The sequence below is a fragment of the Flavobacterium sp. SP2 genome (assembly GCF_057626655.1).
This window is the reverse complement of record NZ_JBVHBT010000004.1, coordinates 345,853-354,105: the sequence shown is the minus strand read 5'-3', so window position 1 is coordinate 354,105 and position 8,253 is coordinate 345,853. Positions and strand designations below refer to the sequence as shown.

The 8,253-nt window shown below is 32.1% G+C and carries 7 protein-coding genes; 5 read left to right on the top strand and 2 right to left on the bottom strand.

Annotation, left to right across the window (positions count from 1 at the left end; translation table 11 throughout):
* From ACZ098_RS11030 to ACZ098_RS11010, 5 genes are all read left to right on the top strand, one after another.
* Positions 1–595: OmpA family protein (locus ACZ098_RS11030; RefSeq protein ID WP_487311798.1), on the top strand; the 595-nt coding region annotated here is incomplete at its 5' end.
* A 117-nt stretch (positions 596–712) separates the two neighbouring features.
* Positions 713–1,774 carry a 3-dehydroquinate synthase gene (gene aroB / locus ACZ098_RS11025; RefSeq protein WP_487311797.1) on the top strand — a complete coding sequence of 354 codons (1,062 nt, stop codon included), beginning with the start codon at positions 713–715 and terminating at the stop codon, positions 1,772–1,774.
* 289 nt (positions 1,775–2,063) lie between these two features.
* Positions 2,064–3,467, top strand: coding sequence for a type III PLP-dependent enzyme domain-containing protein (locus tag ACZ098_RS11020; RefSeq protein ID WP_487311796.1), 1,404 nt, complete (start codon positions 2,064–2,066; stop codon positions 3,465–3,467).
* Positions 3,468–3,561: 94 nt separating this feature from the next.
* On the top strand, positions 3,562–4,536 hold the full coding sequence (locus tag ACZ098_RS11015; RefSeq protein ID WP_487311795.1) for a deoxyhypusine synthase family protein: 975 nt from the start codon (positions 3,562–3,564) through the stop codon (positions 4,534–4,536).
* A 16-nt stretch (positions 4,537–4,552) separates the two neighbouring features.
* The gene (locus ACZ098_RS11010; protein WP_487311794.1) at positions 4,553–4,969 is read left to right on the top strand and encodes a DNA primase; all 417 of its coding nucleotides are present in this window, start codon (positions 4,553–4,555) and stop codon (positions 4,967–4,969) included.
* Positions 4,970–5,046: 77 nt separating this feature from the next.
* Here the strand turns inward: ACZ098_RS11010 and ACZ098_RS11005 are convergent, their stop codons facing one another.
* On the bottom strand, positions 5,047–5,580 hold the full coding sequence (locus tag ACZ098_RS11005) for a DinB family protein (RefSeq protein WP_487311793.1): 534 nt from the start codon (positions 5,578–5,580) through the stop codon (positions 5,047–5,049).
* A 17-nt stretch (positions 5,581–5,597) separates the two neighbouring features.
* Complete coding sequence (locus ACZ098_RS11000) at positions 5,598–8,174, bottom strand: phosphoenolpyruvate carboxylase (RefSeq protein ID WP_487311792.1); 2,577 nt, start codon at positions 8,172–8,174, stop codon at positions 5,598–5,600.
* Positions 8,175–8,253: the final 79 nt, after the last annotated feature.

The window sequence follows — 8,253 nt, the reverse complement described above, 5'->3', positions numbered from 1 at the left end:
GTCAGACCAAGACCATAAAATGCTAAAGGAGACAACAACCGATGCCGAAGGAAAGTACAACTTTGGAGAAGTAAACTGTCAAACCAAATATTACATTAAGACAGAGCTAAAAGACTACAACACTAAAGAAACACCTACCCTTACAGCAACCGAAACCGGTAAAACTTACGTGCCAGTAGAGTTAGAAAAAACACTACAACAAGTAAAACCAGGAGACGATCTAGCCAAAGTATTTAAAATAAAAATCATTTACTTTGATTTAGATAAATCCAACATCCGAAAAGATGCGGCCAACGATTTAGCTAAGATATTAGACGTATTAACCGAAAACCCAACCATGGAGATCGACATACGATCGCATACCGATTGCCGTCAAACAGCGCAATACAACTTAGCACTGTCAGACAGAAGAGCCAAATCAACCATGAAATGGTTAGTAGATAAAGGCATCAATAAAAACCGATTAACAGCCAAAGGTTATGGCGAATCGCAACTAGTAAACGACTGCGGATGCGAGCCAACCAACAACTCAAACTGTACCGAAGAACAACATCAAGCCAACAGAAGATCAGAATTTGTTATTACAAAACTCTAACAAATCTATAGCAAACAAAAAAACACTCATTGTACAATGAGTGTTTTTTTTTGTGGAACCATAGATACAGTCTCTTTTTACCTTAATTTTGCATAACTACTCTTTTAAATAAAAAAAATGCATCACATACAAGCAAATAATTATATGATTTTCTTTGGTGAAAATGGATATCTACAATTAAATAAAGTCTTATCTGAAGAAAATTATTCAAAAATATTTATACTAACCGACGAAAATACCAACGAAAATTGTTTACCCAAACTACTTCCAAATATTGCAACCGAATTATCCATAGAAATTATAGAAATTGAAGCTGGCGAAAGCAACAAAAATATCGAAACTTGTGCCGAAGTTTGGTCGATATTATCCGACTTAGGTGCCGACAGAAAGAGTGTTTTATTAAACTTAGGCGGTGGTGTAATAACCGATTTGGGTGGATTTGTGGCATCAACATTTAAAAGAGGAATAGATTTCATCAATATTCCAACTTCACTTCTAGGAATGGTAGATGCAAGTGTTGGTGGCAAAAATGGAGTCGATTTGGGAAATTTAAAAAATCAAATTGGAACTATTAATGTCCCTAAATTATTGCTAGTCGATACCTCCTACCTCGAAACACTTTCTCAAAAAGAAATGAAATCAGGTTTAGCAGAAATGCTAAAACACGGATTGATTTACGATAAAAACTATTGGGAGCAATTTTTCGATATATCAACAATAGATTTTGCCGATTTCGATTTGTTAATACACCAATCAATACAGATAAAGAATGAAATAGTAAGTCAAGATCCTAATGAAAACGGCATAAGAAAAGCCTTAAATTTTGGACATACTCTTGGACACGCCATTGAAAGTCATTTTTTACAAAGTACTACACCACTACTACACGGTGAAGCCATTGCTATTGGAATGATATTGGAAAGTTATCTCGCGAAAGAAAAGAAACTCCTTCAGGAACATGACTATTTTCAAATCAAAAACACCATAAAAAATATTTATGAAACATTTGAAATAGCCGATTACGATATTCAATGCATCATAAATCTTCTTATACATGATAAAAAAAATGAATACGGAAAAGTACAATTTGCATTAATACAAGAAATAGGCAAATCAATAATCAACCAATCTGTTGAAAATGAAATTATTGTACAAAGTTTTGCCGATTACAAATCCTAACATTATTTTTATGTAAAATGTAGCAGTACGCAATTATTATTTTTTAAATTTGCCTAATGAACAGAAAGAACCATATCATAATAAATAACGAATTACTGCTGAAAAATAAGGCAGGATTCCAAGTATTGTGCGTGACATTTTTAAGTTCTATCAAAATGATTTTAAATATTATTTTAGACATTATTAAAACTGACACAATCAAACTACCCATTATTTATGCGAATATTAGAGTTTGAAAATTAGAACAACTGCAAATCATTTTTAATCTAATTTCAAATTATCAAATTCAATGAATACTAAATATTTCGACTTAATAAATCAAACTTATTATTTTCCACAAGAAGAATTTACTTTAAATAAAGAAAATGCACTTCAATTTCACAACATAGATTTGATGAAATTGGTTGAGCAATATGGAACGCCATTAAAGTTTACTTATTTACCACAAATTTCCAACAACATCAAACGAGCCAAAAACTGGTTCAGAAATGCCATGGAAAAAAACAAATACGAAGGTAAATATTACTATTGTTATTGTACGAAAAGTTCACACTTTGAATACATCATGAACGAAGCTTTTAAAAATAATATCCATATTGAAACCTCCTCAGCATTTGATATCAATATTGTAGAAAATCTGTTAGAAAACGGAAAAATAAATAAAAGCACGTATGTTATTTGCAACGGTTTCAAAAGAGACCAATATGTTTCCAATATTGCGAGATTAATCAATAACGGACATAAAAATACCATTCCAATAATTGATAATTACGAAGAATTAGATTTACTGCAAGCAGAAATTAAAGGTAAATTTAAAATCGGAATTAGAATTGCTGCCGAAGAGGAACCTAAATTTGAGTTTTACACATCAAGACTCGGAATTGGTTATAAAAACATAGTAAATTTTTATAAAAAGCAAATTCAAGAAAATGATAATTTAGAATTGAAAATGCTTCACTTTTTCATTAATACAGGTATCAACGATACTGCGTATTATTGGAACGAATTGGTAAAATGTATCAAAGTATATATTGCACTAAAAAAAGAATGTCCATCATTGGATGGTTTAAATATTGGTGGCGGATTTCCTATTAAAAACTCATTAGCCTTTGAATATGATTACCAATATATGATTGATGAAATTATCAATCAAATAAAAATAGCATGCGAAGAAGCTGAAGTAGATGTTCCTAATATTTTTACCGAATTTGGTTCATTTACAGTTGGAGAATCTGGTGGTGCAATTTATCAAGTTTTATATCAAAAACAACAAAATGATAGAGAAGCTTGGAACATGATTGACAGTTCTTTCATCACCACATTACCCGATACTTGGGCAATAAACAAACGTTTTATTTTACTGGCTATAAACCGCTGGAATGATACTTACGAAAGGGTTTTGCTTGGCGGAATGACTTGTGATAGTGATGATTATTACAATTCGGAGCAAAATATGAATGCTATCTATTTACCAAAATACAATAAAGAAAAGCCATTATATATTGGTTTCTTTAATACCGGTGCCTATCAAGAAACAATTGGTGGATATGGTGGTTTACATCACTGTTTGATTCCGCAACCAAAACATATTTTAATTGATAGAGACCAAAACGGAATATTAGCAACCGAAGTTTTTTCAGAACAACAAACTTCAGAAGACGTGCTAAAAATTTTAGGTTACGCTAAAAAATAAAAACTGAGTTAATTATAAAAAAGCGTTTGCAGTTTTAGGAAAAATAGTTTTCCTTTGAACTTCAAACTACAATTACAAATACAAAACCAAAAAAATGAGCAAAGGTCCAATAAGTCAGTTTATTGAGAAAAATTACCTTCATTTCAACGCAGCTGCTTTAGTTGATGCTGCTAAAGGATATGAACAACATTTACTCGAAAACGGAAAAATGATGATTACTTTAGCTGGTGCAATGAGTACAGCTGAGTTAGGAAAATCGTTGGCAGAGATGATTCGTCAAGACAAAGTACATATTATTTCATGTACAGGCGCGAATCTTGAAGAAGATATAATGAATTTAGTAGCTCATAATTCGTACAAAAGAGTTCCTAATTACCGAGATTTATCACCTCAAGAAGAATGGGATTTATTAGAAAATCATTACAATAGAGTTACCGATACTTGTATTCCAGAAGAAGAAGCATTTAGAAGATTACAATCTCATTTATTTGATATCTGGAACAATGCCGATTCTAAAGGAGAGCGCTATTTTCCTCACGAATTTATGTATCAAATGATTAATTCGGGAGTTTTAGAGCAATATTATGAAATTGATCCTAAGGATTCTTGGATGGTTGCAGCAGCAGAAAAAAATCTTCCAATTGTAGTTCCAGGTTGGGAAGACAGTACTATGGGTAACATTTTTGCATCCTATTGTATCAAAGGTGAATTTAAGCCTACAACGATGAAAAGCGGTATTGAATACATGATGTGGCTAGCCGATTGGTATCCTAAAAATTCAACCGGAAAAGGTCTTGGATTCTTTCAAGTTGGTGGTGGTATTGCTGGAGATTTTCCAATATGTGTGGTTCCAATGTTATACCAAGATATGGAAATGCACGACGTTCCTTTTTGGAGCTATTTCTGTCAAATTTCAGACTCTACAACCAGTTACGGCTCTTATTCTGGTGCGGTTCCAAACGAAAAAATTACTTGGGGAAAACTAGACATTCACACCCCAAAATTTATAATTGAATCAGATGCAACTATAGTTGCTCCGCTAATTTTTGCCTATTTGTTAGATTTATAAAAGATTAAAAAACGTTATGAAAAGAATTATAGTTGATTACGCTAAACTAACCGGAGATATCTTAAACCTATTGGTTGATAAATTTCCAGAAGGATATGACGACACTGATATTATCCGTTTTAGAAATGCTCAAAATGAACTTATCGAAGCTGTAGAAGTTCGTACTGAAGACACTATTTATTTAGTAAAAGTTAGTACTAAACTTGCAAGTCGTATGGAAAAATTTGATGAAGATGACGATCTTGATGCAGTAATCGAACCAATCACTCCTATCAAAGGGTTAGATTTAGATGATGACGATGTTGCAGGTGATGATGATGAAGACGAAGACTTATTGAAAGATAAAGGCGGTTCTGATGATGGTGATGACGACGATGACGAAGATTTTGACGAACCATCTGACAACTTTGATGAAGACGACGACGAAGAATAAGCAGTAGTTGAAAACAAATAAAAATCCCAAATTCCAAAATTACTAATTGGAACTTGGGATTTTCTTTTAAATGTCATTTATAAAATAACTTCATCTAAGTAACGTTCTTCAAAAATCTTTTGATGATGATTTTGATGTCCAATAATAATAAATCCTAAGGCACGAACGCTCATTTCATTATTTGATGCCCTACCAGTTCTAAGTAATTCCTCTTCAGAAAATTCTTTAAACAATAATAATGTTGCATGTCGTACAGCCGATAATTCGGTAAGCAAACTCATAATTGTCCTATTATTTCCTTTGGCTTCGAATGCATAATCGTTTTCTTCGAATCCTGGTAATTCGGTAGCGTCATTTCGGGCAAAACGTAACGCTCTGTAACTCAAAATTCGTTCACAATCTATCAAATGCTGAATTATATCTTTAATTTTCCACTTACCTTCAGCATAAGCGTAATCGTGCTTGTCCATCGGAATATCTTGTACAAATCTAATAAAACGATGCAAAGATATTTCCAACTCTTCTTGAAGAATTTCATCTTTTAAAGTTGCTAAGTACGGTTTATACCAATCGCTATATTCGGTTGGAAGAAGTTGATTTGCTCTGTTCATATTTATATATTTAATTATTATACCGAATTACGGCTTGCATTTGTATTTCCAAAAAGCGATCGCATCACTAATTTTTCATAAGTAGGTAACAACGCAACACCTACTCCATTTTTCTTAATTTCATTAATTCTTGACAATGCATATTGTTGTATGGTTAATAATGGAACTACGATTGCTTCTCTCATGTCAATCGAAGCCTTTCCATCAGGATAATTTTGCATCAACTGTTGATGGTTAGCAATTTTTAGTAACAGTCGCTTGGTAAGTACGAATTCGTCATAAATAATCTGCCAAAATTCTCCAAATTCTGCATCATTTTTTATGTATTCAGTAAGTGGAAAAAAACATTTTGCCAAAGACATCATACTGTTTTCCAATAAAGTTCTAAAGAAAAGAGACGAATTGAAAAGCGCTTCAACTTCTTCCCATTTATTGGTATCTTCATAATATTGCAATGCCGATCCAACTCCAAAAAAACCTGGTACATTTTGCTTCATTTGACTCCATGAACTTACAAATGGGATTGCTCTTAGATCATCAAAAACAAATTCATTAGTTGCATTTCTTTTAGCCGGTCGACTTCCAATATTAGTCATCGAATAATAATGCAATGTGCTCATTTTTTCTAAGTAAGGAATAAATTTAGGATGATTTTTAAAACTTTGATATTTTTGAAATCCAATCAAAGCCAACTCATCGATGATTTTTTTGTCATTTTCCGACAAATCATTTTCCTCCTCATTCATCAACTCATTTGAAATTCCAGCACTCAATAAGTTTTCCAAATTGTATCTGCAAGCAGCATCTGTACCAAAATTAGAACTGATGGTTTGACCTTGAATCGTTAATTGAATTTCTTGATGCTCAATTTTAGATCCTAATGAAGCATAAAACTTGTGCGTTTTTCCACCTCCACGAGCTGGTGGTCCGCCTCGCCCATCAAAAAATAATACCTTAACATCATATTTTCGAGACATTGCAGTTATGGCCTCTTTTGCTTTATAAATTCCCCAATTTGCCATTAAATAACCGCCATCTTTAGTTCCGTCAGAAAATCCTAACATTATTGTTTGAACATTCTTTCTGCTCTTCAAATGATTTTTATAAGTTGCATTAGTATACAATTGCTCCATAACAACATCGGCGTTATGTAAATCTTCAATAGATTCGAATAAAGGCACAATGTCGGCAGTTGGATTTTCCCATGAACAAAGCTTGAATAATGCTAAAGTTTCTAAAACATTTAAGGCACTTTCATTATTACTGATAATGTACCTGTTGGCACCCAACTCACCATTGTTTTCCTGAATCGTCTTCATTGAAAAAATAGATTCTAGGGTTTGTTTTGTGATTTCATCATTAAACTGATTGGACGTAATTGTTTGATTTAAACTAGAAATAAGTTCGAAACGTTTTTCATCAGACTGTGAAAAATAATCTTTCAACAACATATTAGTTTCACTTAATTGACTAAAAATTGTTTTGATAACATGATTATGAATTTTGCTATTTTGTCTTATATCTAATGTTGCAAAATGAAAACCGAATGTTGTAAGCTTATTGATCAAATCGTTGATGTCGTCTAAATACAAAGATTGATGTTTTTCTATACAAAGTTCTTGAACTCTTTTTAATTCATTTTTTAGTTCAGGTAATGTGATATAAATACTACCATCAGAATAAAATACCGATCTGTACAATTTACTTTCAATGTCAATAATAATTTTCTCAATTCCTGAAAAAGTAAGTTTACGTCGCAACTTTCTGATATCGTTGTAATAGCATTTTAGTATCGATGTTCGTAATCGATTGGCAACATTTAATGTTATATCTGTGGTTACAAATGGATTTCCATCGCGATCACCTCCTGGCCAAAAACCAAGATTTATAATTGAATTAGAAATCATATTTTCACTATAAATATTTTTTTGCAAGTACTGAAGTATTTGACCTGTCGTATTATAAAAGACATTTTCTAAATACCATATCAAACTCACAGCTTCGTCTAACGGCGTGGGTTTTTCCTTTTTGATAAAAGGTGTTTTTCCCAATTGCGCCAATAACTGTTTTATTTTATTCAAATCATTATCTCGTACAGCAGCAGTCAAATCGGTAATTATTCCTAAAACCGAACCTGGATAAAACTGTGTGGGATGCGCAGTAAGTACAGTTCGTACTTTAAAATTTTCTAAAAAAGTAATAAGTTCTTTTTGCTTATTTTTGGATTCTATTTGATCTTTTATTTCTCTTAAAGAACCAGTGCCTTCCAAATCATTAACTACCGAAAACGCAGCATCTTCAATTGCATCAAACAGCACTATTTGTCGCTCTACATATTGAATGAATCTAAACAACAAATCTATTTTTTCTTGTTCGTTTACTTGATCTAAATATTTATTGGCAAATGAATTTACAATATCAATTGGACTCATACCAATTTTAAAACCAGCGTCACACATGTCACTAAAAAGTGGTAACAATACACCAGTATTATCGATTGAATCAAATGGTAACGTTATAAAAACACTGTTATATATGTGGTACTTTGATAGTACATTTTGACTGTATCGCTCAAGTTTAGGAAGTGTATACATATTTTTTTCTTTAAATTTAAAGGTACAAAAAAAACCTCAAGCGCGAACTTGAGGTTTGTATTTTTAAAGAAATAATAAA

Excerpts from the sequence above, each read along its gene's own strand:
- ACZ098_RS11005 (WP_487311793.1), bottom strand. The coding sequence starts at position 5,580 with ATGAACAGAGCAAATCAACTTCTTCCAACCGAATATAGCGATTGGTAT.
- ACZ098_RS11015 (WP_487311795.1), top strand. The coding sequence starts at position 3,562 with ATGAGCAAAGGTCCAATAAGTCAGTTTATTGAGAAAAATTACCTTCAT.
- ACZ098_RS11010 (WP_487311794.1), top strand. The coding sequence starts at position 4,553 with ATGAAAAGAATTATAGTTGATTACGCTAAACTAACCGGAGATATCTTA.
- ACZ098_RS11020 (WP_487311796.1), top strand. The coding sequence starts at position 2,064 with ATGAATACTAAATATTTCGACTTAATAAATCAAACTTATTATTTTCCA.
- aroB (WP_487311797.1), top strand. The coding sequence starts at position 713 with ATGCATCACATACAAGCAAATAATTATATGATTTTCTTTGGTGAAAAT.
- ACZ098_RS11000 (WP_487311792.1), bottom strand. The coding sequence starts at position 8,174 with ATGTATACACTTCCTAAACTTGAGCGATACAGTCAAAATGTACTATCA.